Source organism: Sphingomonas sp. CCH9-E2 (assembly GCF_001557215.1).
Classification (GTDB): Bacteria; Pseudomonadota; Alphaproteobacteria; order Sphingomonadales; family Sphingomonadaceae; genus Sphingomonas.
Map to the genome: position 1 here is coordinate 1 of NZ_LSJM01000441.1, position 26,697 is coordinate 26,697.

At 67.6% G+C, this 26,697-nt stretch carries 26 protein-coding genes; 9 read left to right on the top strand and 17 right to left on the bottom strand.

Annotated elements, in window-relative coordinates; translation table 11 throughout:
- Positions 1 to 26: 26 nt before the first annotated feature.
- Both AX681_RS19605 and AX681_RS19610 read right to left on the bottom strand, forming a co-directional pair.
- The gene (locus AX681_RS19605) at positions 27 to 467 is read right to left on the bottom strand and encodes a DNA polymerase III subunit chi (RefSeq protein ID WP_066664730.1); all 441 of its coding nucleotides are present in this window, start codon (positions 465 to 467) and stop codon (positions 27 to 29) included.
- A gap of 150 nt (positions 468 to 617) precedes the next feature.
- Positions 618 to 2,093 (bottom strand): leucyl aminopeptidase, encoded by a 1,476-nt coding sequence (locus AX681_RS19610; protein WP_066682663.1) that lies wholly within the window; start codon positions 2,091 to 2,093, stop codon positions 618 to 620.
- 175 nt (positions 2,094 to 2,268) lie between these two features.
- Here AX681_RS19610 and AX681_RS19615 point away from each other — a divergent pair, with 175 nt between their 5' ends.
- The 4 genes from AX681_RS19615 (at position 2,269) to rsmA (ending at position 8,075) form a co-directional block, all read left to right on the top strand.
- On the top strand, positions 2,269 to 4,527 hold the full coding sequence (locus tag AX681_RS19615; protein ID WP_066660937.1) for an LPS-assembly protein LptD: 2,259 nt from the start codon (positions 2,269 to 2,271) through the stop codon (positions 4,525 to 4,527).
- A gap of 366 nt (positions 4,528 to 4,893) precedes the next feature.
- Positions 4,894 to 6,237: a peptidylprolyl isomerase gene (locus AX681_RS19620; RefSeq protein WP_066658079.1), complete on the top strand. Its 1,344-nt coding sequence runs from the start codon at positions 4,894 to 4,896 to the stop codon at positions 6,235 to 6,237.
- A 3-nt stretch (positions 6,238 to 6,240) separates the two neighbouring features.
- On the top strand, positions 6,241 to 7,263 hold the full coding sequence (gene pdxA / locus AX681_RS19625) for a 4-hydroxythreonine-4-phosphate dehydrogenase PdxA (protein WP_082737877.1): 1,023 nt from the start codon (positions 6,241 to 6,243) through the stop codon (positions 7,261 to 7,263).
- Positions 7,260 to 8,075 (top strand): 16S rRNA (adenine(1518)-N(6)/adenine(1519)-N(6))-dimethyltransferase RsmA, encoded by an 816-nt coding sequence (gene rsmA / locus AX681_RS19630; RefSeq protein ID WP_066658077.1) that lies wholly within the window; start codon positions 7,260 to 7,262, stop codon positions 8,073 to 8,075. Before pdxA ends, rsmA begins: the two co-directional genes overlap by 4 nt.
- 131 nt (positions 8,076 to 8,206) lie before the next feature.
- Here rsmA and AX681_RS19635 read toward each other — a convergent pair whose 3' ends face one another.
- From AX681_RS19635 to AX681_RS19670, 8 genes are all read right to left on the bottom strand, one after another.
- A complete protein-coding gene (locus AX681_RS19635; RefSeq protein WP_066661072.1) occupies positions 8,207 to 8,713 on the bottom strand; it encodes a tetratricopeptide repeat protein in 507 nt (168 codons plus the stop codon).
- A gap of 32 nt (positions 8,714 to 8,745) precedes the next feature.
- Positions 8,746 to 9,930 (bottom strand): RsmB/NOP family class I SAM-dependent RNA methyltransferase, encoded by a 1,185-nt coding sequence (locus AX681_RS19640; protein WP_066682665.1) that lies wholly within the window; start codon positions 9,928 to 9,930, stop codon positions 8,746 to 8,748.
- A gap of 9 nt (positions 9,931 to 9,939) precedes the next feature.
- Entirely contained in the window at positions 9,940 to 10,470 is a 531-nt protein-coding gene (locus AX681_RS19645) for a hypothetical protein (protein WP_066659109.1), read from the bottom strand.
- A gap of 23 nt (positions 10,471 to 10,493) precedes the next feature.
- Positions 10,494 to 11,294, bottom strand: coding sequence for a hypothetical protein (locus tag AX681_RS19650; RefSeq protein ID WP_231735035.1), 801 nt, complete (start codon positions 11,292 to 11,294; stop codon positions 10,494 to 10,496).
- Positions 11,295 to 11,383: 89 nt separating this feature from the next.
- Positions 11,384 to 14,002 (bottom strand): PAS domain S-box protein, encoded by a 2,619-nt coding sequence (locus tag AX681_RS19655; RefSeq protein WP_231733705.1) that lies wholly within the window; start codon positions 14,000 to 14,002, stop codon positions 11,384 to 11,386.
- A 118-nt stretch (positions 14,003 to 14,120) separates the two neighbouring features.
- A complete protein-coding gene (gene guaB / locus AX681_RS19660; RefSeq protein ID WP_066659115.1) occupies positions 14,121 to 15,578 on the bottom strand; it encodes an IMP dehydrogenase in 1,458 nt (485 codons plus the stop codon).
- Between the two features lie 63 nt (positions 15,579 to 15,641).
- Positions 15,642 to 15,815: a hypothetical protein gene (locus AX681_RS23475; RefSeq protein WP_331710037.1), complete on the bottom strand. Its 174-nt coding sequence runs from the start codon at positions 15,813 to 15,815 to the stop codon at positions 15,642 to 15,644.
- Between the two features lie 171 nt (positions 15,816 to 15,986).
- Complete coding sequence (locus AX681_RS19670) at positions 15,987 to 16,805, bottom strand: HpcH/HpaI aldolase/citrate lyase family protein (RefSeq protein WP_066659116.1); 819 nt, start codon at positions 16,803 to 16,805, stop codon at positions 15,987 to 15,989.
- 49 nt (positions 16,806 to 16,854) lie between these two features.
- Here AX681_RS19670 and AX681_RS19675 point away from each other — a divergent pair, with 49 nt between their 5' ends.
- The 4 genes from AX681_RS19675 to AX681_RS19690 all read left to right on the top strand — a co-directional run bounded on the left by AX681_RS19675 (position 16,855) and on the right by AX681_RS19690 (position 21,452).
- Complete coding sequence (locus tag AX681_RS19675) at positions 16,855 to 17,841, top strand: SPFH domain-containing protein (RefSeq protein WP_066659117.1); 987 nt, start codon at positions 16,855 to 16,857, stop codon at positions 17,839 to 17,841.
- On the top strand, positions 17,838 to 18,323 hold the full coding sequence (locus tag AX681_RS19680) for an NfeD family protein (protein ID WP_066659118.1): 486 nt from the start codon (positions 17,838 to 17,840) through the stop codon (positions 18,321 to 18,323). Before AX681_RS19675 ends, AX681_RS19680 begins: the two co-directional genes overlap by 4 nt.
- 41 nt (positions 18,324 to 18,364) lie before the next feature.
- Positions 18,365 to 19,555, top strand: a complete 1,191-nt coding sequence (locus tag AX681_RS19685; protein ID WP_066659120.1) for a GNAT family N-acetyltransferase — start codon at positions 18,365 to 18,367, stop codon at positions 19,553 to 19,555.
- Positions 19,556 to 19,637: 82 nt separating this feature from the next.
- On the top strand, positions 19,638 to 21,452 hold the full coding sequence (locus AX681_RS19690; RefSeq protein WP_066659121.1) for a DUF885 domain-containing protein: 1,815 nt from the start codon (positions 19,638 to 19,640) through the stop codon (positions 21,450 to 21,452).
- Positions 21,453 to 21,473: 21 nt separating this feature from the next.
- On the opposite strand, the gene AX681_RS19695 is transcribed toward AX681_RS19690, so the two are convergent.
- From AX681_RS19695 to bufA2, 7 genes are all read right to left on the bottom strand, one after another.
- Complete coding sequence (locus AX681_RS19695; RefSeq protein WP_066659123.1) at positions 21,474 to 21,830, bottom strand: hypothetical protein; 357 nt, start codon at positions 21,828 to 21,830, stop codon at positions 21,474 to 21,476.
- Positions 21,831 to 21,868: 38 nt separating this feature from the next.
- A complete protein-coding gene (locus tag AX681_RS19700; protein WP_066682667.1) occupies positions 21,869 to 22,144 on the bottom strand; it encodes an antitoxin Xre/MbcA/ParS toxin-binding domain-containing protein in 276 nt (91 codons plus the stop codon).
- The gene (locus AX681_RS22690; RefSeq protein ID WP_197421923.1) at positions 22,138 to 22,314 is read right to left on the bottom strand and encodes a hypothetical protein; all 177 of its coding nucleotides are present in this window, start codon (positions 22,312 to 22,314) and stop codon (positions 22,138 to 22,140) included. The genes AX681_RS19700 and AX681_RS22690 overlap by 7 nt, the downstream gene beginning before the upstream one ends.
- Positions 22,315 to 22,463: 149 nt before the next feature.
- Complete coding sequence (locus tag AX681_RS19705) at positions 22,464 to 24,089, bottom strand: phosphoenolpyruvate carboxykinase (protein ID WP_269450358.1); 1,626 nt, start codon at positions 24,087 to 24,089, stop codon at positions 22,464 to 22,466.
- Positions 24,090 to 24,211: 122 nt separating this feature from the next.
- A complete protein-coding gene (locus AX681_RS19710) occupies positions 24,212 to 25,018 on the bottom strand; it encodes an HvfC/BufC family peptide modification chaperone (protein WP_066682668.1) in 807 nt (268 codons plus the stop codon).
- Positions 25,015 to 25,851: an MNIO family bufferin maturase gene (bufB, locus tag AX681_RS19715; protein WP_066660283.1), complete on the bottom strand. Its 837-nt coding sequence runs from the start codon at positions 25,849 to 25,851 to the stop codon at positions 25,015 to 25,017. The genes AX681_RS19710 and bufB overlap by 4 nt, the downstream gene beginning before the upstream one ends.
- A gap of 80 nt (positions 25,852 to 25,931) precedes the next feature.
- On the bottom strand, positions 25,932 to 26,222 hold the full coding sequence (gene bufA2, locus AX681_RS19720) for a BufA2 family periplasmic bufferin-type metallophore (RefSeq protein ID WP_066660286.1): 291 nt from the start codon (positions 26,220 to 26,222) through the stop codon (positions 25,932 to 25,934).
- A 190-nt stretch (positions 26,223 to 26,412) separates the two neighbouring features.
- Between bufA2 and AX681_RS19725 the strand changes: the two genes are divergently transcribed.
- Positions 26,413 to 26,697 carry a BufA1 family periplasmic bufferin-type metallophore gene (locus AX681_RS19725; protein WP_066660330.1) on the top strand — a complete coding sequence of 95 codons (285 nt, stop codon included), beginning with the start codon at positions 26,413 to 26,415 and terminating at the stop codon, positions 26,695 to 26,697.

Here is a 26,697-nt window from a genome sequence, read left to right on the forward strand (position 1 = left end):
CCCCCTGGCGGGGGAGGATTGAATGGTCAGGCCGCCTGCGTCCAGCGGCCAGTTTCGTCCTGTTTCCAGTAGCGGCGCTCGACGTCGTCGCGGTCGGCGAGGGTCTTCCACGCGATCCGCGCCGCGCCGATGCTGTCTTCGCCGAAGAAGTGGAAGGCGCGGTCGAAGGTCAGGGCTTCGTCGCGCCATTCGCCGTCGATCAGCGCGACGTGGCGCGCGCCGTTGCCGGGGGCGACCGCTTCGCCGATCAGGACGGGCTGAAGGCTGTCGTCCCCTGCCCCGGCCTGGGCGTGCGGCAGGAAGCTGTCGGGGCGGAAGGTCCACAGCAGCTGGTCGATCCGGCGGCGCTGCTCGGCGTCGGCGGAGACGATCAGCAGGCGCTGGCCGGTTTCCACCACCTTGGCCGCGATTTGCGGAAGCGCGCGGTCGAGGGGGGTGGCGGTCAGATGGTAGAAATCGACCTGCACGACCTTAATCCTCCCCTGCAAGGGGAGGTGGCATCGCGCAGCGATGACGGAGGGGTATCGCGCTATCGAGAGCGGGACACCCCTCCACCACGCGCTTCGCGCGCGGTCCCCCTCCCCTTGCAGGGGAGGATTGCAGAACCGCGTTTTGCGTCACCGCTCGAAATTGTCGCGGATATAGCGGTCGAGCAGGCGCACGCCGTAGCCGGTTGCGCCCTTGTCGTAGTTCGGGCCAGGCTTGTCGGCCCAGACCATGCCGGCGATGTCGAGATGGGCCCAGCGCACGCCGGGCTCCACGAAGCGCTGGATGAACTGCGCCGCGGTGATCGACCCCGCGCCGCGCGGGCCGACATTCTTCATGTCCGCGATCGGGCTGTCGATCAGCTTGTTATAGGCGTCGCCGAGCGGGAAGCGCCACAGCTGGTCGCCGGTCGCGCGGCCGGCCGACAGCAGCTCTTCGGCGAGACCATCGTCGTTCGCGAACAGGCCGCCATGCTCGCTGCCCAGGCTGATGATCATCGCGCCGGTGAGCGTGGCAAGGTCGACGATCGTCTTCGGGCCATGCGTGCGCTGGACCCAGGTGATCGCGTCGCACAGGACGAGGCGGCCTTCGGCGTCGGTGTTGATCACCTCGATCGTCTGGCCGGACATCGAGGTGACGACATCGCCCGGACGCTGGGCGTTGCCGTCGGGCATATTCTCGACCAGGCCGCACACGCCGATGACGTTCGCCTTGGCCTTGCGCAGCGCGAGCGCCTTCATCGCGCCGGCCACGGCACCCGCGCCGCCCATGTCCCACTTCATGTCTTCCATGCCGGCGGCGGGCTTGATCGAGATGCCGCCGGTGTCGAAGGTCACGCCCTTGCCGACGAAGGCAACATCGACGTCGCCCGACCCCTTGCCGTTCCAGCGCATGGCGAGTAGGCGTGCTTCACGGCGCGAGCCTTGTGCAACGCCGAGCAGCGCGCCCATGCCGAGCTTTTCCATGTCGGCGCGGTCGAGCACGGTGATTTCGATGCCCAGCTCCGCGAGGTGGCGGCAGCGCTCGACGAAGCTTTCAGGGTAGATGATGTTCGGCGGCTCGGACACAAGCGTGCGGGTCAGCTCCATCCCCTTGGTCACCGCGTCGAGGCTCGCCCAGCTCGACTCGCTGTCGGCGGGGGCGTTGGCGAGGGTGAGGGTGTCGAGCGTCGGCTTCTGTTTGTCGGTCAGCTTGGTGCGATAGACGTCGTGGCGCCAGCTGCGCTGCACCGCGGCGGCGGCGAAGCGCGCGACGGCACGCGCGGTCGGGGCGCCGCCGAGCGCTGCAAAGTCGACCGTCACGCCGGTTACGCCCGAGGTCAGGAAACGCGCGGTCAGCGCGCCACCAGCCCGCTCATAATCCGCCTCGCTGCCCGCACCGACGCCGAGCAGCAGGACGCGGTTCGCCGCTTCGCCGCCGGAGACGAAGATTTCGGCGATGCCGCCCGCCTCACCCTCGAACCGCCCGGCGCGGGCGGCGCCGCGCACCAACGCCAGCGTCGCGTCGTCGAGCGTACCGGCGGGCATGCGATCCAGCCCGTCCTTTTCAACCGGGAGCGCGAGCACGGCTGCATCGGCGGGGCGGGTGGCGGAAAAAATGACCTGCATGAAGCTTCCTGTTCCTGTGGGCGTTAGCGGTTCGGATGGGCCGCTGTTCCGGCCTATCTAGGCGCGGCATCCGACCGGGGCAACGCCGGGCGATTGCGAAGCGGGCCGCGCAGTGCGATAGGGCTGCTTCGGCCCTGCGCGGGCGAGTATTGGTTCAAAGGGGTTTTCAAGGAACGTGACGCGCAAGGCTCTGCTGCTCGCCGGGGTCGTCCCGCTGGCCCTGTGTCTGGTCCCGGGGGCCAGTGCGACCGGCGTTCAGGACCTGCAGGACCGCGCGGTCGAACCGCCGCCGCCGTCCGAAACCCCGCTGCCTGACGATCCCAACCAGATCCAGTTTTCCGCCGATCTCGCCGAATATGATTCGAACGGCGATGTCGTGACGGTCAGCGGCGACGTGCGCCTGTTCCGTGAGGGCAACCGGCTGCGCGCGGACAAGGTGGTGTGGAATCGCAAGACCGGACAGGTCGTGGCGAACGGCAATATCGCGGTCACCAATCCCGAGGGCGACACCGCCTATGGCGACCGGATCGAGCTGACCGATTCGCTCAAGGACGGCGTGATCGAGAATATGCTCGTCGTGCTGGAGCAGGGCGGGCGCATCGCGGCGGAGCGCGGGACGCGCGAGTCCGGGGGTGTGATCCGGGTGGATCGCGCGGCCTATACCCCCTGCGCCGTCGTCGATTCGGGCAATTGCCCCAAGGAGCCGTCGTGGAAGATCACGGCGGTGCGCGTCGTCTATGACCCGGCGACGCAGCGCATCCGCTACACCGGCGCGCGCGTGTCGCTGTTCGGCATCGCCAGCCTGCCGCTGCCGGTGTTTTCGCACTCGGTCGGCGAGGGCAATGCCAGCGGCCTGCTCGCGCCCGAGCTGCGGTACGATGCGGTCAACGGGTTCGAAGTGGCCCTGCCCTATTATTTCAGCCTCGCGCCCAATCGCGACCTGACCGTCACCCCGCGCCTGTTCACCGGCGCGCTGCCGATGCTGCAGGCGCAATATCGCCATCTGCTCGACAAGGGCGCGTTCAGCGTCACCGGCTATGGCACCTATAGCCGCCGCAGCGACGATTTCATTTCGCCCACCCCGGGCGTGTCGAGCGAGAATGCGTTTCGCGGCTATATCGACGCGGTCGGCCGTTATCAGTTCGACGCGAACTGGAGCACCAGCGGATCGGTGCGGCTGGTCAGCGACCGCACGTTCCTGCGCCGCTACGACATTTCCAGCGACGACCGGCTGCGCAACAATCTGCGGGTCGAGCGGATCGACCGCGATTCCTATTTTTCGGTCAATGGCTGGTTCGTCCAGACGCTGCGCCCGACCGAAAGCCAGGGGCTGCAGGCGGTGGCGTTGCCCGAGATCGATTACAGGCTGCGCTTCGGCCAGGACCTGATCCCCGGCGGGCGGTTCGAGCTGCAGGCCAACAGCCTGGCGATCGGGCGCAGCGCGGGACAGGATACGCAGCGCGCCTTTGCGTCGCTGCGCTATGACCTGCGCAAGCTGACCGCATGGGGGCAGGAGGTCACGCTGACCGCCTATGGCCGTGGCGACGTGTACAACACGCAACAGACGGCGGCGACCAGCGTGGTCAGCTATCGCGGGCTGGAGGGGTTCCGGGGCCGCGCCATCGGCGCGCTGGCGCTCGACATCAAATGGCCGCTGATCGGCGATGCCTTCGGCGGGACACAGCGCCTGACCCCGCGCTTCCAGATCGTCGCCGCGCCGCGCATCGACAATTTCGACGTGCCGAACGAGGACGCCCGCTCGGTCGATCTGGAGGATTCGAACCTCTTCGCGCTCAACCGCTTCCCCGGTTACGACCGGTTCGAGGATTCGACGCGCTTCACCTTCGGCGTCGATTATGCGCTGTACCTGCCCGGAATTTCGATCGAGGCGAATGTCGGGCAGAGCTATCGCCTGAACGCGCGCCCCACGATCCTGCCGAGCGGAACGGGCCTGGACGACCGGATGTCGGACATTGTCGGGCGAACCGTGGTGCGGTATCGCGACTTCCTGTCGTTCACCCACCGCTACCGCGTGGACAAAGACAATTTCGCGGTGCGCCGCAACGAGATCGACGCGACCGTGGGCTCGCGCACGACCTTTGTCACGCTCGGCTATCTGCGGCTCAACCGCAACATCCCGTTCGCGCTGGAGGATCTGCAGGACCGTGAGGAAGCGCGGGTCGGCGCACGCGTGCAGATCTCACGCTTCTGGTCGGCATTCGGGTCGGCGGTGATCGACCTGACCGATGCCGAGGAGGATCCGGCATCGATCGCCGACGGATTCGATCCGATCCGGCACCGGCTGGGTGTCGAATATGAGGATGACTGTATCCGCATCGGCGTAACCTGGAAGCGCGATTACCAGACCACCGGCGACGCGCGGCGGGGCAATTCGTACCTGTTCACGCTGGCGCTGAAGAATCTGGGGCGTTGAGTTCTGCTCATCCTCACCTGCCCCGCAGGGGAGGTGGCATTGCGAAGCAATGACGGGGGGGCGTAGCTGCGATCATCGATATGCCGGGGGCATATCGCGGCAGCGGAGCCGGCTTGCGAAGCAAGCCGTTGGCCGCAGAGGGCGGTGTTTTGCCGAGCCGTTCACGGCCGTCTGCGCGGCCGCCCCTCCACCACCGCCTTCGGCGGCGGTCCCCCTACCCTGGGCAAGCTCAGGGGAGGAATGCGCCCCACCCCATCATGACCATTGCGGCCACGGATTACAGGCCGTAAGCCCCAGTTCAGGCACAATTGGCTAATAAGACGGCTCCGGTCACGAACATCGGACAGGTTTCAGGCACAGGTGAAGATGACGAACGTCGCGCGTTTCGGCCGTTTTGCGGCCCTTGTTCTGGGTATTGCGGGCAGCACCGCCATTGCGGCGCAGACCGTCGACGGCGGGGCGGTTCCGTCCACGGCGAACCTCAACCTGCCGGAAAATCTGCAGCTGTTCAGCAAGGCCGATCCCAATGTGCGCAAGCCCACAGCGATCGTGAACGGCTATGTGCTGACACGCACCGATGTCGATCATCGCGTCAATCTGGCGATCGCGATCAACCAGTGGAAGCTGTCCGACGAAGAGAAGGACCAGCTGCGCATGCAGGTGCTGCGCCTGTTGATCGACGAGACGATCCAGATCCAGCACGCCAAGGCCGAGAATGTGTCGATCGCCGCCGAGCAGATCGAGCGCAGCTTTGCCGGGATTTCGCGTCGCTATGGCCGTTCGCCCGATCAGATGCGCGCCTGGCTCAGGGAAATCGGATCGTCGGAACGTTCGTTCCGCCGCCAGATCGAGGGTGAATTGGCGTGGCAGGCGGTGATCCGCCGCAGCGTCGGCCCGTTCATCAACGTCGGCGATTATGAAATCCAGCAGATCATCGACACGATCGAGGCATCGAAGGGCACCAACGAATATCATCTGCGCGAAATCTATATCTCGGCGACGCCGGAGCGCGCAGGCGAGGTGTTCCAGGCGATGCAGCAGATGATCCAGCAAATGCAGCAGGGTCGCCCGTTCGAATATTTTGCGCGCTTCTCCGAAGCGACGACGAGTTCGCAGGGCGGCGATCTCGGCTGGGTCCGCACCGAAATGCTGCCCGCCGCGCTGTCGCAGGCGGCGCAGCAGATGCAGGTCGGTCAGGTCGCCGGCCCGATCGAAGTGCCGGGCGGCTTTTCGATCCTGTACCTCGTCGACAAGCGCCAGGTCGGTATGCCCGATCCGCGCGACGCGAAGCTGAGCCTGCGTCAGCTGACGGTGAAGTTCCCCGCCGGCATCACCCAGGCCCAGGCCACCGCCAAGGTCGCCGAATTCGCCGCGGTGCTGAAGTCGACCAATGGCTGTGGCGCGGTGGGCAAGGCGGCCGAGACGCTGGGCGCCGATGTCATCGACAATGATTCGGTGGTCGCGCGCGACCTGCCGCCGCAGTTGCAGGACCTGATCCTCAACCTGCAGGTCGGTCAGGCGACCCCGCCCTTCGGTTCGCCGACCGATGGCATTCGCGCACTGGTGCTGTGCGGTCGCGACGATCCCAAGACGGCCGCGGCACCTTCACCCGAGCAGATTCGCGACGGACTGGAAGAGCGCCGTACCAATTTGCGCGCCGCGCGGCTGCTCAAGGATCTGCGCCGCGACGCGATCATCGAGTATCGCTGAGCCGTGAGCGGCGCGCTGCGCCCGCTTGCGGTTGCGATGGGCGATCCCGCGGGGATCGGGCCGGAGATTATCGGCAAGGCGTGGCGCGCGCGCGAATTGCATGCGCTCGCGCCGTTCTTCGCGGTCGGCGAACCCGCCGCGATTTCGGCGGTATGGGACGGGCCAGTGGCGCGGATCGGCAGCCCGGACGAAGCGCTGCGCGTTTTCGATGACGCTCTGCCGGTGCTGGCGGTCGATTGCTCGGCGGCGGTGCAGCCGGGGGCTCCCGATGTCGCGGGCGCGCGCTGTGCGTTGAGCAGCCTGGAGCTGGCGACGGGGCTGGCGCGATCGGGCGCGGCGGGGGGCGTCGTAACCGGACCGGTGTCGAAGGCGCAGCTCTATGCGATCGGCTTCACCCATCCGGGACAGACCGAGTTCGTTGCGGAACGCTGCGGCGTCGCGCCGGAAAACGCCGTGATGATGCTGGCCGGGCCGACGCTGCGCGTCGTGCCGGTGACGACGCATATCGCGCTGGCGGAGGTCGCGCCGACGATCACGATTCCCTTGATCCTGGCCAAGGCGCGGGCGACCGCGCGCGGCCTTGCCCGCAATTTCGGGATCAGCGCACCGCGCCTGGCCTTTGCCGGGCTGAACCCGCATGCGGGCGAAGGTGGCGCGATCGGGCGCGAGGAGATCGAGTTGCTGATCCCGGCGATACAGCAGCTCCGCGCCGAGGGGATCGACGCGACCGGACCGTTTGCGGGCGACACGATGTTTCATGCGCGGGCGCGCGCGACCTATGACGCTGCGATCTGCCTGTATCACGATCAGGCGCTGATCCCGCTCAAGACGCTGCATTTCGACGAAGGGGTCAATCTGACCCTCGGCCTGCCGATCGTGCGCACCTCCCCCGATCATGGCACCGCATTCGGCATTGCCGGAAAGGACATGGCGGAACCCGGCGCGATGATCGCGGCGATCCGCATGGCGGCGCAGGCCGCCACGCATCGCGCCGCCTATGACGCCGAGCAGGCCGCGACCGCGTGACCAAGCTGCCCCCGCTGCGTGAGGTGATTGCGAAACACGGGCTCTCCGCCAGCAAGGCGTTGGGCCAGAATTTCCTGTTCGATTCGCAATTGCTCGACCGGATCGCGCGTGTGCCGGGCGATCTGAACGGCGCCGAGGTGTTCGAGGTCGGTCCGGGTCCGGGCGGCCTCACGCGCGCGCTGCTCGGCGCAGGGGCACTGGTGACGGCGGTCGAGCGCGACCGGCGCTGCATCCCCGCGCTGGAGGAACTGGGCGAGGCGTTTCCGGGTCAGCTCAAGGTGATCGAGGGCGATGCACTGGAGGTCGATGCCCCGGCGCTGTTCTCAGGAAAGCCGCATATCGCGTCGAACCTGCCGTACAATGTCGGCACGGCGTTGCTGGTCGGCTGGCTGTCCGCCGAGTGGGAGCCGTGGTGGGCGAGCCTGACGCTGATGTTTCAGAAGGAGGTCGCCGAGCGCATCGTCGCCGCGCCGGGGACCGATCATTATGGCCGCCTTGCCGTGCTCGCCCAGTGGCGCAGCAGCGCGCGGATCGCGATGCCGGTGCACCGCAGCGCGTTCACCCCGCCGCCCAAGGTGATGTCGGCGGTGGTGCATATCGTACCCGGCGACGAACCACCGGGGGTGAAGTTCAAGGTGCTGGAGAAGCTGACTGCAGCCGCTTTCGGCCAGCGACGCAAGATGCTGCGGCAGAGTTTGAAGGCGGTGCCGGGTGCGGTCGAGGCAGTCGAGGCGCTCGGGATCGACCCGACGCGGCGGGCGGAAACGGTGAGCGTGGCGGAGTTTGTGGAACTGGCGCGGGCATTGTCTTAATCTCCCCTCCCGCTTGCGGGAGGGGTCGGGGGAGGGCCTTGTCCAATCAGGCTGCACTCCCGGAGGACAGGCCCTCCCCTAGCCCCTCCCGCAAGCGGGAGGGGGACTTAAGGCGCTTCCGTTAGGAACTTTCAGTTCTTCTTCTCTTCGGCCTTCGGTGCCGGGACGACCTGCGCCGTGGCGGTCGCGGGCGGCCCCTTGGCGATCGCCGCGGCCAGCTGGGTCGCATCGGCGCAATTGCCGCACAGCGTCTTGAGCCGCGCGAGATTTTCCTTCGCGCGTTCGACCGCGCCCTTTTGCACCATCGCCTCACCCTGCCCGCGCAACGCCGCCTGGTCGTTCGGCTCGAGCGTCAGCGCCTCGCGGTAGAAGCGGATCGCCTTGCCCGGCAGACCCTGCGCCCGCGCGATTTCGGCGAGCGCCAGATAGCCCGCACGGTTGCGCGGGTCGACCGCGAGCGCGCTTTCGATCAGGCCGTTGGCGGTGTCGAGATCACCGGCAGCACGCGCAGCCTTGCCGCGTTCGAGCAAGGCGATCGAGCGGGCGTCGATCTGATCATCGGCGCGCTGGGCGTTGAGCGACGTCGAAACGCTGAGCAGCGCGAGTGCTGCGGCGGCCGACACGAGCGAGATACGCATGACAGTCTCCGGACGTGGAATGGATAGGGCTATCATGCGCGCACCAGCCGCGCGACAAAAAAGCCGTCGGTCGCATCGCTGAGCGGGGTGAGGCGCATGCCCGGTCCATGCGGCGTGCCGAGCGGCAGCGCAAGCGCTTCTGCACCGAAGGCAGGATTGCGCGCGAGGAAGGCGGTGACCTGATCCGCCCCCTCCGCATCGAGCAACGAGCAGACGATATGGATCAGCGCACCGCCGGGGCGGACCAGCGCCGCGCCGACATCAAGCAGCCGCGCCTGCGTCTCCACCAGCCGCGCGAGCCGCGCCGGGGTGAGGCGCCAGCGTGCCTCCGGGTTGCGGCGCCATGTGCCGGTGCCGGAACACGGCGCATCGATCAGCACGACATCGGCGCTGTCGGCCCAGTCGGCCAGCGCCGCCGCCTCCCGGTTCGGGTTGAGCAATCGGGTTTCGACGATGGTGGCGCCAGCCCGCTGCGCGCGCGGAGCGAGGCGCGAGAGGCGCGCGCGGTCGCTGTCGCTGGCAAGGATCGTCCCCTCCCCCGCCATTGCTGCGGCGAGCGCGAGCGTCTTGCCGCCCCCGCCCGCGCACAGATCGACCACGCGCATGCCCGGCGCTGCGGCGGCGGCGAGCGTCACCGCCTGGCTGCCGGCATCCTGCACCTCGAACCAGCCCTGAGCGTACGCGTCGCTCTTCTCCACTGGCGTGTCGGGGGGAAGCCGCAGCGCGAGGTCGAGGCCGGGGATCGGCGCGGCATCGGGGAAGAGGGCGGCGAGCTGGTCGTGGGTCGCCTTGAGCGGATTGGCGCGCAGGTCGAGCGGGGCGCGGTCGAGCAAGGCGGCGGCCTGTTCTCCATCCACACCCGAGGCAGCAAGCGCATCGATCAGCCACGCCGGGGCGACACCGGCTGGTGCGGCGGGTTCGTCGGGTGCGATCGGCGCAGGACCATAGGGCGATCCGTCGAAGGTCGCGGCGAGTTCGGGGCTGTCTGCCGCCAGCGCCAGCAAGGCTGCGCGGCCATTCGCCGGGATCTCGCCGCACCGCCGGATCGCTTCGTAAACGAGGCCGCGGATCGCGCGGCGGTCCTTCGACCCGGCATAACGCCGCGCCGCCAGCTCGCGCGCGATCAGCACGTCCGCCGACGCACCCCCGTCGCGCGCGGCGGCGATGATCGTGTCGAGCAGTTCGATGGCAGTGCGGGTGCGCGCGGCGGGTGTCATCGCCGCCCCTTAGGGGATCGACAGCGGTTCGGCGAGGGTCTGGGGGAAGGTACGGATGATCGCCGGGGCAAGCTTGGCGGCAAGCGTCGCGGGCACATCGGCGCGGGTGCCTGCAGCCTGCGCGGTCAGCGCACTGCCGCGCCACACGACCGTGTCGTCGGCGCGGCTGACCAGTTCGACCGTCAGCGTGGTGACGATCAGGCCGCGCAGCTGGCGCTTGTCGGACGGCAACGTCACGCTGACCCCGCCGCCCCAATTGCCGAGGCCCCCGGACGCGCCCGGCTCGCGTCCGTTCGACGCCACCGCGCCACGCTCGGCCCGGGTCACCGCGATGCGGGCGATATAGCGTCCGCGCGCCTGCGGCGGCAGCGCGGTGAAGCGCGCGTCGAGCAGTGCCTGTTCCACCGCGTCGGCGAAGACCTGACGGATTGCTGCGGGAGTCGCTTCGTCCGCCACCGCCTCGACGGTCACCGTGCCGGGGGTCAGCGCCGGCGCGTCCTGAACGCCGGAGGCCAGCAGGGCCAGAGCTGCAATCCACATTATTCCTATTCCTTCCAAACGGCCTACCGGACTCGTGTCGAGTCCAATTCATAGTCAATGCGGATCCGCACCCATTCGCCGACCTGATATTGTCCGCGCAATCGCGGCGGGCGGACACGGAACTGCCAGGCGGCGGCGAGGACCGCGCGACCGATCTGTGCGCCGTCGGGATATTCGTCGAGCAGCGCGCAATTGTCGACGCGGTAATCCTGCACCGTCCGACAGGCGATCAGCGCCCAGCCCGGCGGGCGCGCAGTCGACAGATAGCCGCGCAGCTCGCTGTCATAGGGCTCGCGGAACCAGGATGCGGCGTAGAGCGGCTCGCCATTGGGGCCGCGCCCTTCGACGCGGCGCGAATCCCCGGGATCGGGGCCGGGCGCGGGTGGCCCGGCGACGCGGCGCGCAGGCGCAGCGGGCTGACGCGGCAGCGCGCCGATATCGGGGACGCGGTTCAGCGGGATGTCGAGCAGCACCGGTGGCGCGGGCGGCGGATCGGCGACCACCGGGTTGGGCGGCGGCGGGGTGTCCGCGTCCTGAGGCTGGGCCCGTGTGCTCGACTGAGGCGCAGCCGCTGCGGGTCGCGCCTCGGACGGCGGCTCGGGCGCGGGTTCGGGCTCGGGACTGACCCCGAAGGTCGCCATCGGCACCGTTTCTTCGGGCGGCGTCAGAATCTTGGGCGCGAGCGTCAGCAACAGCAGCGCGATCAGCCCCTCGATCAGCAGCGCCAGCGTAATCGCCACCGCACGCGCGCCGAACCGGTCGCGCGCGCGCTGAAGCAGCGTGCGCGAGTCTTCGGGCTGGGGCGGGACGGCGATACTCGACAAGGCGCGGCCGGATTGCCCGCGCATTGCGTCGAAATGATGTCGGGCGACTTCCCCTCTCCCCGCCTGCGCAGGGGCGGGGGAGCAAGGCCCTATACCCGCTGCAGCATCGCGTCGCTAACAGCGCGTTCGAGATCGGCCTGGGTGAACGGCTTGTTGAGGCGGAGCAGATGCGCGGCGGCTTCGGCCGGGGTCTCGCCATAGCCGGTGGCGAGGATGATCGGCAGTTCCGGACGCCGCGCGCGGACCCGCGCGATCAGTTCGGTGCCGGTCATGCCGGGCATCGCCTGATCGGTGATCAGCAATGCGATATCTTCCCGCGCATCGATCGCGTCGAGCGCGGCCTGGCCCGACTCCGCCTCGATCGCCCGGTGCCCCAGATCGGTCAGCAGGTCGGCGGTGTTCATCAGCACCAGCGGATCGTCGTCAACCACCAGCACGACCAGCGCGCGCATCGCACTGCAACCGCCCTTGGCGCGCGGCGTGACGGTCGCGGCACGCGCCCCGTCCGGCGCGACCGGCAACCAGATATGGGCATGCGTGCCCTGCCCCGGTTCGCTTTCGATCTCCAGCATCCCGCCATTTTGCCGCGCAAAGCCATGGATCATCGACAGGCCCAGGCCAGTGCCCTTACCCACCCCCTTGGTCGTGAAGAACGGCTCGGTCGCGCGGGCCAGCGTCGCGGCGTCCATGCCGGTGCCCTCGTCGCTGACGGTCATGCGGACATAATGGCCGGAGGTCAGGCCGCGCACCTCGCCGATCACCTCACGCTCGACCCCGCGAATGCAGATCAGTCCGCCATCGGGCATCGCGTCGCGCGCATTCACCGCGAGGTTGACCAGCGCCATTTCGAGCTGGTTCACGTCGGCGGACACGGCGGGCAGACGATCAGGGAAGTCCATTTCGATCCGCCATGACGGGCCGATCGTCCGCTCCAGCAGCCCGCGCATGTCGGCGACTAGCGCGGGGACGTCGATCCGTTCGGTCTTCAGTTCCTGCCGCCGGGCAAAGGCGAGCATGCGCTGCGTCAGCGCCGCACCGCGATCCGCCGCCTGCATCGAATTGTCGATCAGGCGGGTGATCTGCGCGTCGCCTTCGGGCAGGCGTTTGCGCAGCAAGGTCAGGCCGCTCATGATCGCCATCAGCAGATTGTTGAAGTCGTGCGCGACCCCGCCGGTCAGCTGGCCGATCGCCTCGATCTTCTGGCTCTGGAACAGCGCCTCGCGCGCGACTTCCAGCTCGCGCTGCGCCTCTTCGCGCTCGGTGATGTCGCGCGTGATTTTGGCAAAGCCGATCAGCTTGCCGTCATCGTCATGGATCGCATCGAGCACCACGCTCGCGCGGAAGCGCACGCCGCCCTTGCGCATGCGCCAGCCCTCGGCGGCGAAGCGCCCCTGTCGCCGCGCGGTTTCGAGCGCGCGCTGCGGCTCCCCGGCGGCACGATCCTCTTCGGGGTAGAAGGTCGAGAAATGCGCCCCCATGATCTCGTCCGGGGTATAGCCCTTGATCCGCTGCGCCCCGGCGTTCCAGCTGGCGACCACGCCGTCGGGATCGAGCATGTAGATCGCATAATCGGTCACGCCCTGCACCAGCAGGCGGAACTGGGTACGGCTCTGCTCGAGCGCGGCGGCGCGTTCGTCGGCGCGGTGTTCGAGCTCGGCGTTGAGCTGGCGCAGCTGTTCGGCGGTTCTGCGCAACTCCGCAGCGGCGGCGGTGCGCTCGACATGCGCCCAGCTGCGGTCGGTCACCTCGCGGATCAGCGCGATTTCGTCCGGCGTCCAGACATGCGGTTCGGCATGGTGCGCCGCCATCAGCGCGATCAGGCGGCCATCCTTGACCAGCGGCACGCAGCAGGTCGCGGCGAGACCGATCGCGGCAAATGTCGCGGCTTCGTGCGGCGGCAGTTCATGGGCGATATCGTCGAGGATCAGCGGACGACCGGCGTTGAGTTCGCGCACCGCCTGCTGCCCGAACGCGGCAAGGCTGTAATGGCCGACGATCGACCGCAACCCGGGGCGCGCCCAATCGCCGCGAATGGTAAAGCCATCGCCGTCGGCATCCATGTCGGCATAAGCGCAATTGGCGGCATCGAGCCGGTCGGCGAGCATGCGCGTGGTGGTCGCCAGAATCTCGGACGGATCCTTCGCCGCACCGGTCTCGCGCGACAGTGCATCGAGGAACCGCAGCCGCGCCTCGCTTTCGCGCAGCGACGTTTCCGCGAGCACGGAGTCGGTCGTTTCGACCACCACCGCCATCACCCCCGCCGGACGCCCGGCATCGTCGAACACGGGGGAATAATCGAGGTCGAGCCAGCAATCCTCGAACGTGCCGGTGCGGTTGAGCTTGAGCTTGTGGTTGCGATAGGCGAGCGTCCCGCCGGCGAGACCAACGCGCATCACATGTGCGTTGAGATCGGCGACCTCGGGCCACGCCTCCAGCACCTTCATGCCCAGCAGCCCGGGGTGCCGTTCGCCAGCAAAGACCGAATAGCCGTCATTATAGATGAGGTGCCCGTCCTCGCCCCACAGCATCACGAGCGGCACGGGCGAGTTGACGAGAAACGCGACGATGCTGCGCAGGCTTTGCGACCAGTGTTCGATCGGACCGACGCTGGTCGTCGACCAGTCGAAGGCGGCGATGCGCGCGCCCATCTCTCCGCCATAGACCAGAAATGCCGGGACGTCCGCCACCCGTATCGCGCTCGATTCCACGCTTGCTCCGTCATTCCCCCAGCGATGCACATGCACCGGCCCGGAGGATTGAACGCGCGCGCGAAACGATCGGTTCCGGCCCCGCTAAATTTTTGAGATTACGCGGGTTTAGCCAGGGTCAGCGCGTCGGGTAGTTCGGGGCTTCGCGTGTGATCGTCACGTCATGGACATGGCTTTCGCGCAGGCCGGCATTGGTGATGCGGACGAACTTGCCCTTCTGCTGCAGCTCGGGGATCGTCGCCGCACCGGTATAGCCCATCGCCGCCTTGATCCCGCCGATCAGTTGGTGGATCACGTCCTTGGCCGGACCCTTGAACGCGACCTGCCCCTCGATCCCCTCAGGCACCAGCTTGAGCTGATCCTTGATATCGCCCTGGAAATAGCGGTCGGCCGAGCCGCGGCCCATCGCGCCGACGCTGCCCATGCCACGATAGGATTTGTAGGCGCGGCCCTGATACAGGAAGGTTTCGCCCGGTGCTTCCTCGGTCCCCGCGAGCAGCGATCCGACCATGCAGGTCGATGCCCCGGCGGCGAGCGCCTTGGCGAGGTCGCCCGAGGTGCGCAGGCCGCCATCGGCGATCACCGGCACGTCCGACTTGGCGGCTTCGTTGGCGGCGTCCATCACGGCGGTGAGCTGCGGCACGCCGACGCCGGCGACGACGCGGGTGGTGCAGATCGATCCCGGGCCGATGCCGACCTTCACCCCGTCCGCGCCCGCGTCGATCAGCGCGCGGGTCGCAGCGGCGGTGGCGACGTTGCCAGCGACGACCTGGACGCGGTTCGACAGCTTCTTCACCCGCTCGACCGCGCGCGCGACGTCCTTATTATGGCCGTGCGCGGTGTCGATCACGATCAGGTCGACCTCGGCATCGACCAGCGCCTCGGTGCGCTCGAAGCCCTTGTCGCCAACGGTGGTCGCGGCGGCGACGCACAGGCGGCCCGCGCCGTCCTTGGTCGCGTTGGGATAGTTCACCGCCTTTTCGATGTCCTTGACGGTGATGAGGCCGACACAGCGATAGTTTTCATCCACCACCAGCAGCTTTTCGATGCGGCGCTGGTGCAGCAGGCGGCGGGCCTCTTCCTGACCGACGCCGATCGACACGGTGGCGAGATTGTCGTGCGTCATCAGCTCGCTGACCGGCTGGCCCGGATTCTCGGCAAAGCGCACGTCGCGGTTGGTGAGGATGCCGACCAGCTTGCCGCCCGCTTCAGTGATCGGAATGCCGCTGATCTTGTGCCGCGCCATCAGCGCCTGCGCCTCGGCCAGCGTGCCGGTGGGGGACATCGTGATCGGGTTGACGACCATGCCGCTTTCGAAGCGCTTGACCGCGCGCACCGCCTCGACCTGTTCGTCGATCTCGAGATTGCGGTGGAGCACGCCCATCCCGCCGAGTTGTGCCATGACGATCGCCATGTCCGCTTCGGTCACCGTGTCCATCGCGGAGGAGAGGATCGGGATGTTGAGCGCGAGCGACTTGGTCACCCGCGTCCGCGTGTCGGCCATGCTCGGCAGCACCTCGCTCTCGCCCGGATAGAGCAGAACGTCGTCGAAGGTGAGGCCGAGCGGGATATCCATGGGGTGCGCCAATGTCCTGAGTCGAGAATTGGCGGCCCATGTAACCGCGCTGTGTGACGCGCGCTAGGGGGTGACGGGAGCGGAAGGCAGATAGCGCGCAAGCCGCGCTTCGAGCAGGCGAATGAGTCCCGGATCCATGAACTCATACTCATCTGGAATATCGAGACATACGATCCGCTTACCGTTCAGCGAGGAGCGGAAGCGCTTCTGCAACTTGTTGCGATGCTGACGCTCCATGACGAAGATCGTGTCGGCCCATTCAAGCAGCTCCGGTGTGACCGGATTTTCAGCATCGTGGTTCGTGCCGGCAGAGCTGACCTCGATTCCTTGACGGGTTGAAAAATCTGCTCAGCAGTCGGGCTCCGCAGCCTGTTCTGACTGCAAATGAACAGATAGTTGCTCACCGGCCTACCCCGCCCGCGCCAGCAGCGCCTTGGCGCGGTCGACGTGCATCTCCTCGATCATCGCGTCCTTGTAGCGTTCGGCGCCGCCGGAAAACGCCGCGACCAGCGCGCGTGCCTCGTCCAGTTCCGCGTCGGTCGGATCGAACGCGGCGCGGGCGATGTCGATCTGGTTGGGGTGGATCAGGCTCTTGCCGTCGAAACCGAGCAGCCGGCCCTCGGCGCATTCCGCCGCCAGCCCCTCGGGATCGTCGAGGCGATTGAACACGCCGTCGAGCACCCACAGCTCACGCGCCCGCGCCGCCAGCACCATCAGCTGCAGCGACAGCGCCATCTGCGCGCGGCCCGCCGCCGGGGGCAGCTTGAGCGATGCCGCAAGATCGTTGGTGCCTGCGATCAGGCCGGCCAGTTCGACGCCCCAGCCGGTGGTGCTGGCGATCGGGCCGACATTCATCACGCCTGCCGCAGTCTCGATCATCGCCAGCACGGGGCGGTCGGCGTAGAGCGCGGTGTGGGTGATCGCCTCGGGCGTCTCGACCTTGGGCAGGATGACATGCGTCGCAGCGGATTTCTTGACCGCCTTCACATCCGCCTTCCAGTGATCGCTGTCCTTGGCGTTGACGCGGACGCCGAACGGGCGATCGCCAAAGCCCTCGACCGCCTTCACCGCCTCACGCGCGGCTTCCTTGTCCTCCGCCTTCACCGCATCCTCAAGGTCGAGGATGATCATGTCAGCGTTCAACCCTTTCGCCTTTTCGATGGCGCGGGCATTCGATGCGGGCAGGAACAGCGCGGTGCGCGGCGGGGCGTAAATCGCTTTGCTCATGCCGCCTCTATGCTAGGATCGCAGCAACTAGGAAAGGCGGGCAATTCCCATGGAACTAACGGTCGGCGCATTTTTCATCCTGATGGTGCTGGTGCTGATGTACCTGTTCGCCAGCATCAAGATCGTACGGCAAGGCTATCACTACACGATCGAGCATTTCGGTCGCTTCACCACCGTCGCGACGCCGGGGTTCAACCTCTACCCGGCGTTCTTCTATCGCGTCGGCCGCCGGGTGAACATGATGGAGCAGGTGATCGATATTCCGGGGCAGGAGATCATCACCAAGGACAACGCCATGATCTCAACCGATGGCGTGGTGTTCTTTCAGGTGCTCGACGCGCCAAAGGCCGCCTACGAGGTCAGCGACCTCTACGTCGCGCTGCTCAATCTGGTGACCACGAACCTGCGTACCGTGATGGGGTCGATGGACCTCGACGAAACGCTGTCCAAGCGCGACGAGATCAACGCGCGGCTGCTCAACGTCGTCGATCATGCGACCACGCCATGGGGGGTGAAGATCACCCGCGTCGAGATCAAGGACATCCGCCCGCCCGCCGACATCGTCAACGCAATGGCGCGACAGATGAAGGCCGAGCGTGAGAAGCGCGCGAACATCCTTGAGGCCGAGGGCAGCCGCGCATCGGAAATCCTGCGCGCCGAGGGCCAGAAACAGGCCCGCATCCTCGAGGCCGAGGGTCGCAAGGAATCCGCCTTCCGCGACGCCGAAGCGCGCGAACGCGCGGCGGAGGCCGAGGCCAAGGCAACCGAGCTGGTCAGCCAGGCGGTGGAGAGCGGATCGGCCGCCTCGCTCAACTATTTCATCGCGCAGAAATATGTCGAGGCGGTCAGCAAGTTCGCGACCAGCCCGAATGCCAAGACGATCCTGTTCCCGGTCGAGGCAACGCAGCTGATCGGCACGCTGGGCGGCATCGGCGAGCTGGCGAAGGAAGCGCTGGGCGGCAAGGATACGCCGTCTGCGCCCCCCGCCCCGTCCGCGCGCCTGCGTCAGTCGCCATCGGGAGCGCCGCAGGAATGAGCGACTGGCTGGCCGACCAGGCGGGGTTCGTCTGGCTGATCATCGCGGCGCTGCTCGCGATCTGCGAGCTGATGATCCCGGGCGTGTACCTCACCTTCCTCGCGCTCGGCGCGGCGGCGACGGGCGTGCTGGCGCTGCTCTTTCCGGAGCTAGGCGCGATCGGACAGTTCATCAGCTTTGCGGCATGGTCGACGGTCGCGGTGCTGGTCGGCAAGCGCTGGTATGGCGCGAACCCGGTGCCGAGCGCCGACCCCGACCTCAACAACCGCGCCGCGCGGATGATCGGGCAGAGCGTCACCGTGGTGGATGCGATCAGCGGCGGCACCGGGCGGGTGCGCGTCGGCGACGGCGAATGGCCGGCGGAAGGCCCGGACCTGCCGGCTGGCGCGAAGGCGCGGATCGCTGCCGTGCGCGGCGGGGTGGTGGTGATCGAAGCGGTCCCGGCCCTGGCGGCGGATGGATCGCCGCGCTTACCGGATTGAAGGAATTTCGCCGCTAACCCTGCGCATCAGGGAGCGGATCGATGTACGTTGAGCGGATCGACTGGGCGGAGCAGCGCAACGGGGTCGCGGTGGCGCGGCATTCGGGGATCGACGGCGCCGTCGATGCGTTGACGCCATTCCTGTCCCCGCAGCACCGCTTTCTGCGCGCCGCCTGGTTCGGTGCAGCCGATAAAGGCGACGCCGCGACGCTGATCGCCTGGTGCGGCGACGACCGGCCGGTGGCGGCGATCCCGACGATCGGGTTCGGCCCGGCGCTGGTCGGTGCGCGCACCGTACCGGGCAGCTATTGGCCGTTCCGCGCGCTGCCGATCGCGGCGGATGCCACGGCGGAGGAACTGGCCGAGTTTCTGTCCCATCCGGTGACGCTCGGCGCGCTGGGCCAGGTGTGGCGGCTCGGCCCGACCTATGCCGAAGATCCCGCGACGCAGCTCTTCTCACGCGCCGCAGCGATGGCCGGGTGGACGGTGCTGTCGCGCCCGCTGGGCCAGACCTTCATCTTCGATCCTGCGACCGGCTGGCCGCGTGCATCGACGCGACGGCGGCTGGCCAATTATGCGCGGCAGCTGGAGCAACAGGGCGCGGTCACGATCGAGTCCGTGCGCGGGGCCGGGTGGAGCGCGGCGCTGCTCGACGATCTCGGCGCGATCGAACAGGCGAGCTGGGTCGGGCGCGCCACCGACGGCACGGGCGCCAAGTTCCTTTCGGAAACGCGCCGCGCCGACTGGCGCCGCGTGTTGAGCGATCCGGTACTGGCCGAGATGCTGATGGCGACCGTGCTGCGCGTCGACGGGCGGCCCATTGCCTTCTCGTTCGACCTGCTAACCCCGCCGGTCCAGTACAGCATCGCCAGCAGCTATGACGAAGCCTTCGCCACCTATCGCCCGGGCAAGCTGGTTACGGCGCATCTGGTGGGCCAAGCCGCGAAGCTGGGCATCGACCGGATCGATTTCGGCGCGGGCGATTCCGGGTACAAGCGCGAGATGGGGGCGGAAGCGGGATCGCGGATCGTCGACCTGTTGCTGGTGCGCAACCGCGCGGCTTCGTCGCTGCTCCAGCTGCGCTGGGGCCCGGAATGCGCCATCGCTGCCGAAGCCTATCGCACCGCGAGCCTGCTCCGCCACGCCGCCCGCGCGCGCAAGGGGCGCAGCCGGATCGACATGCTGATGGCGATGGGCGCCATCGCCGCGGCGGCGATCAGTTTCGGGGAGTAGGCGCGCTTAGCGGGTGGCGCTGGTCGTCCGCGCGGCTAAGGTAACGCCGGTAACCACCCCCTCCCGCGTATCCGGAGCCGTCATGATCGCCAGCCGCCGCCAGTTCCTCGCCTCGACCGCCACGCTTGCCGCGTTCCCCGCCCTGCCCGCCTGCGCGAAGGGCGCGGCGTCGGCGGACAGTGCAGCCGATGCGCTGTTGAGCGCGACCGCCGAACAGTTGCTGACCAACGCGCCCGAGAGCGCAACATCGCTCGGCATCGACAAGGGCGAGCGCGCGCATCTGCGATCGATGGTCGAGGATCGCAGCCTGGCGGGCCGCCAGAAGGTCGCGGACGGGCTGCGCGCGCGGATCGCGCAGCTCGACGCGCTCGACCGCAATGCGCTGTCGCCGGTGATGCAGACCAATGTCGATGTCGCGCGCACCGCGTTCCAGAACGGGCTGGACGGGTTCGCCTTCGGCTATGGCGATGTCGCCGTGGGGGGCTGGCGCAACACGCCCTATGTCGCGATCCAGAATGTGGGCGCCTATCTCGACATGCCGCGCTTCCTCGACAGCGAGCACAAGGTCGAGAGCGCAGCGGACGCGGCGTCGTGGCTCGCGCGGTTCGAGGGCTGGGCCGGACAGATCGACGGCGAGACCGAACGGCTCAAGATCGCATACGACAAGGGCGTCGTCGCGCCCGATTTCCTGCTCGACAAATGCCTGCGCCAGATCGCGCTGACTCGCGGCACCGATGCTGGCAAATGGGAGCTGGTGGAGAATTTCACCGGCAAGAAGGTCGTGACCGGCGATCAGGCGGTGGCGGCGGCGAAGCTGGCGGCGGGCAGGATCGCCCCGGCGCTCGACCGCCAGATCGCCGAGCTCAAGCGCCATCGTGCCAAGGCGACGTCGGACGCGGGCGTTTGGAAGTTCCCGGACGGCGAGGCCTATTACGCCTGGGCGCTGCGCGCGGCGACCACCACGACGATGACCCCTGACGAGGTGCACAAGGCGGGGCGCGAGGAACTGAAGGCGCTCCAGTCGGAGATGAACACGATCCTCAAGAAGCTCGGCTACAGCAAGGGCAGCGTCGGCGCGCGGATGACCGCGCTCGGCAAGGATCCGAAGTTCCTCTATCCCGACAATGATGCCGGGCGGCAAGAAATCCTCGCCTATATGACCAGGACGATCCAGGACATGAAGGCGAAGATGCCGCAGGCGTTCCACACGCTGGTGCGGGGCAATGTCGAGGTGAAGCGGCTGCCGCTCGCCGAGGAGCCGGGCGCGCCGGGCGCCTATGGCGGCGCGGGGTCGATCGACGGGACGGTGCCGGGCCGCGTGTGGCTGAACCTGCGCACCACGCATCTGCATACGCGCTACAGCCTCGCCACCCTCGCCTATCATGAAGGCATTCCGGGCCATGCGTGGCAGGGCGAATATACATTCAAGCTGCCGCTCGTCCGCTCGCTGCTCGCGTTCAACGCCTATAGCGAGGGTTGGGCGCTCTATGCCGAGCAATTGGGCGCGGAGCTGGGGGCGTATGACAGCGATCCGGTCGGGCGGCTGGGGTATCTCCAGAGCCTCGCCTTCCGCGCATGCCGTCTGGTGGTCGATACCGGGCTGCACGCCAAACGCTGGACACGGCAACAGGCGATCGAATGGTTCGCCACCGCCAATGGCTCGTCGGTCGAGGAAGTGAGCGGCGAGGTCGACCGCTATTGCAGCTGGCCGGGTCAGGCGTGCGGCTACAAGCTCGGGCACACCGCGATCAACCGGCTGCGCACCAAGGCACAGCGCGCACTCGGCCCGCGCTACGATTTCCGCGCGTTCAACGACGCACTGGTGCTCGGCGGCGGGGTACCGATGAGCGTGCTGGAAAGCGTCATCGACCGGCATATCGCCGGGCGGAAGGGGTAGTCCCCCTTCCAGCCGGCGCTGCTACTTCTTGCCGAACAAGCCCGAGGCAATGCCGCCCAGATCGTTGAGCGGGTTGCCGTCGCCATCGCGATCGAGCGCGCCGAAGATGCCGGCTGCACCATCGCTCTGCAGCATCGTCGCGAACTTGCCGAGCGCGCCTTCGCCGCCGATCTGGGTAATCAGCTCCTGCATCTTGTCGAGTGGCAGTCCGGTCGCGGCCGCCGCGCCCTCCGCTGTGTCACCCGCCATCTGGTGATGCTTGGCCAGCGCCTGCACCGCCGACTCGACATGCTCGGGCGACAGCCCGACCTTTGCCGCAAGGTTCGTCAGGCCGTCGCTGCCGCCGACCTGGCCCAGGATCGAATCGAGGATGCTCATCTGCGTCGCTCCTTGGAAGGGGAAAGCCCCGGGCGACCCTAACCCGCCGGGTGGAGCACGTCGAGGCGGGCGACGACGGCGCGGAACCCGGCATCGTCGGCGATGGCCAGATCGATCGGACGTCCGCCAAGCGAGGGGTCATGTGCGTTGAGGAAACTGGCGGCCGCGACGCTGTCCCGTAGTCGTTCCCACACCAGCGTCGCAACGCGTCCCTGTCGCGCAACCGCCGCCGGTGCCAGCAGCGGTCTGTGGCTATAGCGGCGGAACTGGCGCGTGCGCGGCTTGTCGGTTTCGAGCGGTGCCGGCGTCAACATGGCGCGCGCGTCAGCGAACCCTCTTCGCCCAAGGCGCTGCGCAGCACGCGGATGCGGTCGGCATAGCCCCTGGCAAGATCGCGGTGCGATCGGGTCGCGCACAGGCAATCCGATGCCTTGGCACGCATCAGCGAAACCTGATGTCGATAGAGGAGGTAGTTGAGGTCCATAGCGCGGCTCCCGTCATGTAAGCGGGAGCGCGAAGAATCTCTCAGCCGTCGGCGCCTACGGAGCGATGTGCCGACGATGAACCGGATATAGGGGCTCGTGCCCGAAATAGCCAGCGATGGCCCGACCGCAGCCGGGCCATCGCGGCGGATCAGGCGGGCTCGGTCGCGGTGCTGCGGCTGCGTGGTGCCGCGTCGCGGACCCCCGCGTCGACATGATCCGCGAACTGCGCGAAGTTGGCAACGAACTCGTCAACCAGCTTGGCGGCAGTCGCGTCATACTCCCCCTTGTCCGCCCAGGCGGCGCGCGGGTCGAGCATATTGGGGTCGATGTCGCCGACCGCGACCGGGACCATGAAGCCGAAATTGGGGTCCTGACGGAACTCGGCATCCTTCAGGCTGCCGTCGAGCGCAGCGTTGAGGAGTGCGCGGGTGACGCGGATCGGCATGCGCTTGATCCCCGGCATCGTCGCCTTGCCCCCGCTCCAGCCGGTGTTGACCAGCCAGCAATCGACCCCGCCCTTAGCGATCCGCTCCTTGAGCAGATTGCCATAGACCGACGGGTGGCGCGGCATGAACGGCGCACCGAAACAGGTGGAGAAGGTCGCGCTCGGCTCGGTCACGCCGATCTCGGTCCCCGCCACGCGCGCGGTATAGCCCGAGAGGAAGTGATACATCGCCTGTTCCGGCGTCAGCTTCGCGATCGGGGGCAGCACGCCATAGGCGTCGGCGGTGAGGAAGATGATGTTCTTCGGCACCGGGCCGAGATTCTTCTCGCTCGTGTTCGGGATGAAGTCGAGCGGGTAGGATCCGCGGCTATTTTCCGCCAGGCTGTTGTCGAACAGGTCGATCTCGCGCGTTTCGGCGTCCATCACGACATTTTCCAGCACCGTGCCGAAGCGCTTGGTCGTCGCGAAGATCTCCGGCTCGGCCTCGGCCGACAGGTTGATCATCTTGGCGTAGCAGCCGCCCTCGAAATTGAAGACCGCGGTGTCGGACCAGCCATGCTCGTCATCGCCGATCAGCGTGCGGCTGGCATCGGCCGACAGCGTCGTCTTGCCGGTGCCGGACAGGCCGAAGAACACCGCCGTGTCGCCGTTCGGGCCGATATTGGCCGAACAATGCATCGGCATGATGCCCTTCACCGGGAGCAGATAGTTGAGCAGGCCGAACACGCTCTTCTTCATCTCGCCGGCATAGGCGGTGCCGCCGATCAGGATCAGCTTCTCCGTCAAATTGACCGCGATCACCGTCTCGCTGCGGCAGCCATGTTTGGCCGGGTCCGCCTGGAAGCTCGGCAGGTCGATGATCGTATATTCGGGGTCGAAGCCGGGCAGCTCACCCGCTTCGGGCCGGCACAGCAAGGTGCGGATGAACAGGCTGTGCCAGGCATATTCGTTGACGACGCGCACGCGCACGCGATGCTCAGGCTGCGACCCGCCATACAGGTCCTGGACGAACAGCGTGTCCTTGGTCCCGAGATGCTTGAGGAAATCCGCCTTGAGCGCCGCGAAATGCTCCGGCGTCATCCCGACATTGGTGCTGCCCCACCACACGCTGTTCTCGGTCTCGGCATCGCGGACGATGTACTTGTCCTTGGCACTGCGCCCGGTGTGCTTGCCGGTTTCGACGACCAGCGGCCCGTCCTTGGCCAGGCGGCCCTCACCGCGCTGGACGGCGTGCTCGACCAGCGGCGCGGTCAGCAGGTTCCAGTGAATGGCGGTTTCCGCCCCGACGCCCAGCGCGTCGAGGCCGATCTTCGGGGTACGATCGGTCACGTCTCTCTCCTCACGCCGCGCCTCTCCGCACGGCATTGCATTCGTATGCGTGGAGTCGCGCATAGGCAGCGGCGGAAACGGGGGTCAACGCCAGTAACCGGTGTCAAAAGCGCGGTAACCGTCTATTTTTGGGTGACAACGCTGACGTGTTGCATCGTTGTGCGCACCGACCCGATCAGCCCGAGTTCGAGCCAGTGGGCGAGCATCGCTCCCGCTGCCGCAGCGGCCTCTTCCGGGGCGAGGCGCTCGGCCAAGTGGGCACAGATGTCGGCAAAAGTTTCGCCCTCCAGCGCCATGTTCAGTGCTTCGCCCTCATGGTCGGGGAGCAGCGCGAACACCGCCTCCTCGCCCTCGCGCCACACCAGCAGCCAGTGGGGTGCCGCCAGCCGTTCGACGGTCGGTTGATCCGCGTCGTCCGCCAGCGACCGCCAAAGACGGGGCAGATCATGGGTCACCGGGCGCAGCGCCGTCCCTGCGACCGGATTCAGAACCAGCCGCTCCCAATCCGCCGCATCGAACGCCGCCGTCGCTGCAGCGAAGCCGACATGCGTCAGCGGCGCTGCGTCGGCAGCGGTGAAAGTGCTTTGCATCGCCCATTCGAGCCAGGCGAGCTCCGCCACATCGGGGTCATGGGCGAACAGCTCGGCGCAGGTTTCGGCGAACCCCTCTCCCGCCCGATCGATCGTCCAAGTCGATGGCGGGTGCGCGATCAGATGGTGCGCCGCCGCCTGATGAAACGCCTCAGCACCCACCAGCCGCGCGGTGCGCGCATAGCTGTCGGCCAGCACGTCGAGCAGCCGCGCGCGATAGCCGTTGCGATACACCGCCATGCCCGCCGCGCGGGTGGCGTCGAGGCCGGGCGGCAAGGGCGCGTCGTCATCGTGCAAGCAGGCGAGGAACGCGTCCTGCAATCGGGCGAGCGCGGTCATGCCGCCGCCTCCAGCCGCGCGGTCGCGGCGAGGCTGCGTGCCCGATCCAGCTCGGCGAGCAACTCCGCCAGCGGCGGGATCGCGTCGTCGCGCTCGATCATCACCGCGACCGGCCCGAGCAGCGCCATCGCTCGCTCGAACAGCGCCCAGACGGCATCGCAGACCGGGCGGTCATGCGTGTCGATCACGATCTCCCCCGGCGTGTGTCCGGCGAGATGCACCTGCCGCACCCGCTCGGCAGGGATGCCCGCGAGATAGTCGAGCGGGTCGAAGCCGTGGTTGCATGCGCTGACGTAGATGTTGTTGACGTCGAGCAGCAGGTAACAGCCGGTGCGGCGGCTCATCTCGTTGAGGAACTGCCATTCGGTGAATTCGTCCTGCGGATAGGACAGATAGCTCGACGGATTTTCGAACAGCAGCGCGCGGCCCAGCGCATCCTGCGCGCGGTCGATATTGTCGCACACCAGCTCGAGCGCATCGCGCGTCAGCGGCATCGGCAGCAGGTCATGGCTGTTATGCGCGCTGGTCCGCGTCCAGCAGAGATGGTCCGAGACCCACAGCGGATCGATCCGGTCGGCCAGCACCCGCAAGCGCGTGAGATGGTCGCGGTCGAGCCCGTGCGCCGACCCGATCGACATCGACACGCCGTGCAGGATCACCGGCAGCTTCGCCCGCACCTGCTCCAGGATGCGCAACGGGCGGCCGCCATCGATCATGAAGTTTTCGGAGATCACCTCAACGAAATCGACCGCGACCTCGCCCTCCAGGAAATCGCGATAATGGTCGCGGCGCAGGCCAAGGCCGAAGCCGCCAAAGGACGTGACTGGGGGCATTGCTTCGCTCCTTGGCGGCAATAGTGGATCCGGCGGGCCTTGCGGTTGCGGGGGGAGCGACCCGCCGGATCGGGGCAAGATCAGCCGAGGTCGCCGATCGTGCCACCCTTCGAAAGGCATTCGCCGGCCTTCATTGCCTTGAAGCCATGGCCCTTGCAGGCATTGTTCCCCTTGCACTGATGCTCGGCGGTGGCGCAGTCCGACTGGCCCTTGCAGCTGTGCAGGCCATAGCAATGGACGGTGTCGTTGGCGCTGATCGCGCGGCCCTTGCTGCCTGCGGGCGTGTCGGCGGCGAAGGCCGCGACCGAACCCAGTGCGATGGCAGCGGCGGTGGCGGCGATGGATGCGGCAGTGCGCGTTGCAGTCTTCATGTCGCTATTCCTTTCAAGCGGATCGTCGTGCGAAAGCGCACATCGGTGAGTTCGCCGCACCGGTCGCCGCGGTTACACCCGAAACAATTTTTCATCCGCTGTAACGATTGCCGACACGGCGCCGAATGAGCCGCTGTGCCGATGATGATCCTACGCATCGGCATCGCACCCTTATTTGGAGACGATGACGATGAACGCTTCGACGATTGCACGCCTCGCCGGGCTCGCCGCCACTGCAGGCCTCGCCGCTGCCCTGAGCACCGCCCCGGCCGCCGCGCAGAAGCCCGAGATGGAAAAATGCTATGGCATCGCCAAGGCGGGCAAGAATGACTGTGCCGCCGGCCCCGGCACCAGCTGCGCCGGCACCTCGACCCGCGACTATCAGGGCAATGCCTGGAAGCTCGTCGCCAAGGGCACGTGCGAAAAGACCGAAACGCCCAAAGGCAAGGGTTCGCTGACCCCGGTCCAGCGCTGA

What these genes read in the sequence shown, in the direction of transcription:
- bufB (WP_066660283.1), bottom strand. Translation starts at nt 25,851, where the DNA reads ATGCCCCCAGTCACGTCCTTTGGCGGCTTCGGCCTTGGCCTGCGCCGC.
- AX681_RS19675 (WP_066659117.1), top strand. Translation starts at nt 16,855, where the DNA reads ATGGAACTAACGGTCGGCGCATTTTTCATCCTGATGGTGCTGGTGCTG.
- guaB (WP_066659115.1), bottom strand. Translation starts at nt 15,578, where the DNA reads ATGGATATCCCGCTCGGCCTCACCTTCGACGACGTTCTGCTCTATCCG.
- AX681_RS19690 (WP_066659121.1), top strand. Translation starts at nt 19,638, where the DNA reads ATGATCGCCAGCCGCCGCCAGTTCCTCGCCTCGACCGCCACGCTTGCC.
- AX681_RS19640 (WP_066682665.1), bottom strand. Translation starts at nt 9,930, where the DNA reads ATGACACCCGCCGCGCGCACCCGCACTGCCATCGAACTGCTCGACACG.
- AX681_RS19710 (WP_066682668.1), bottom strand. Translation starts at nt 25,018, where the DNA reads ATGACCGCGCTCGCCCGATTGCAGGACGCGTTCCTCGCCTGCTTGCAC.
- AX681_RS19695 (WP_066659123.1), bottom strand. Translation starts at nt 21,830, where the DNA reads ATGAGCATCCTCGATTCGATCCTGGGCCAGGTCGGCGGCAGCGACGGC.
- bufA2 (WP_066660286.1), bottom strand. Translation starts at nt 26,222, where the DNA reads ATGAAGACTGCAACGCGCACTGCCGCATCCATCGCCGCCACCGCCGCT.
- AX681_RS19725 (WP_066660330.1), top strand. Translation starts at nt 26,413, where the DNA reads ATGAACGCTTCGACGATTGCACGCCTCGCCGGGCTCGCCGCCACTGCA.
- AX681_RS19700 (WP_066682667.1), bottom strand. Translation starts at nt 22,144, where the DNA reads ATGTTGACGCCGGCACCGCTCGAAACCGACAAGCCGCGCACGCGCCAG.
- AX681_RS19610 (WP_066682663.1), bottom strand. Translation starts at nt 2,093, where the DNA reads ATGCAGGTCATTTTTTCCGCCACCCGCCCCGCCGATGCAGCCGTGCTC.
- AX681_RS23475 (WP_331710037.1), bottom strand. Translation starts at nt 15,815, where the DNA reads ATGGAGCGTCAGCATCGCAACAAGTTGCAGAAGCGCTTCCGCTCCTCG.
- AX681_RS19680 (WP_066659118.1), top strand. Translation starts at nt 17,838, where the DNA reads ATGAGCGACTGGCTGGCCGACCAGGCGGGGTTCGTCTGGCTGATCATC.
- AX681_RS22690 (WP_197421923.1), bottom strand. Translation starts at nt 22,314, where the DNA reads ATGGACCTCAACTACCTCCTCTATCGACATCAGGTTTCGCTGATGCGT.
- AX681_RS19645 (WP_066659109.1), bottom strand. Translation starts at nt 10,470, where the DNA reads ATGTGGATTGCAGCTCTGGCCCTGCTGGCCTCCGGCGTTCAGGACGCG.
- AX681_RS19620 (WP_066658079.1), top strand. Translation starts at nt 4,894, where the DNA reads ATGACGAACGTCGCGCGTTTCGGCCGTTTTGCGGCCCTTGTTCTGGGT.
- AX681_RS19670 (WP_066659116.1), bottom strand. Translation starts at nt 16,805, where the DNA reads ATGAGCAAAGCGATTTACGCCCCGCCGCGCACCGCGCTGTTCCTGCCC.
- AX681_RS19635 (WP_066661072.1), bottom strand. Translation starts at nt 8,713, where the DNA reads ATGCGTATCTCGCTCGTGTCGGCCGCCGCAGCACTCGCGCTGCTCAGC.
- AX681_RS19685 (WP_066659120.1), top strand. Translation starts at nt 18,365, where the DNA reads ATGTACGTTGAGCGGATCGACTGGGCGGAGCAGCGCAACGGGGTCGCG.